Annotated in this window: 1 protein-coding gene; it reads left to right on the forward strand. The window is 61.7% G+C overall.

The window, feature by feature from the left end:
• Window positions 1-553, forward strand: a 553-nt coding sequence (locus P7F60_RS09515; protein WP_277917694.1) for a helix-turn-helix domain-containing protein, incomplete at both ends; no start/stop codon positions are given.

Raw genomic sequence — 553 nt, forward strand, 5'->3', positions numbered from 1 at the left:
ACGGCCAGGGCGAGATCCGCGACGCCTATGGTTTCAGCCTCGCGCCCCTGCTGGTTCGCGCGGAAGAATTCGCGCTGCTGGCGCAGGAAGCGGCGGCCGAGCGCCGGCATCTCCAGATGCTGCGCGAGCGCATCACCATTCTGCGCCGCGACGTGCGCAAGCTGGTGGCAGCAGCGATAGAGGAGGGGGCCAAGGGCGACTGGCTGGCGATCGAGGCCGAGCTTGTCACCGAACTTTTCGATCTCAAGCGCAAGAAAACCATCGAAGATCTGCAAAAAGTCGCCGATCGGCTGGGGGATCTGCATGCGCGGGCGCTCAACATGCTGGAATTGCGTGCTAAAAACAAAAAATCCGCTGCCAATGCTAGCGAAATCCGCGACCACATACAGAATTCAACCACTGAATCCAGCAATGACTCTGAACCTGCTCTGAACACAGGCAGGGCGGCGGCCATATGCCCGACGGAACCGTTGCTGGAAACCAAATCGGCGACCGCAGCCGAAATCCCGACAGCCGATGCCCGCAAGCCCCTGCCCCTGTCGGCGGTGACCAG

Origin of the sequence: Rhizobium sp. YJ-22, from assembly GCF_029601685.1 — a bacterium.
In the GTDB taxonomy this organism is placed as follows: domain Bacteria; phylum Pseudomonadota; class Alphaproteobacteria; order Rhizobiales; family Rhizobiaceae; genus Metarhizobium.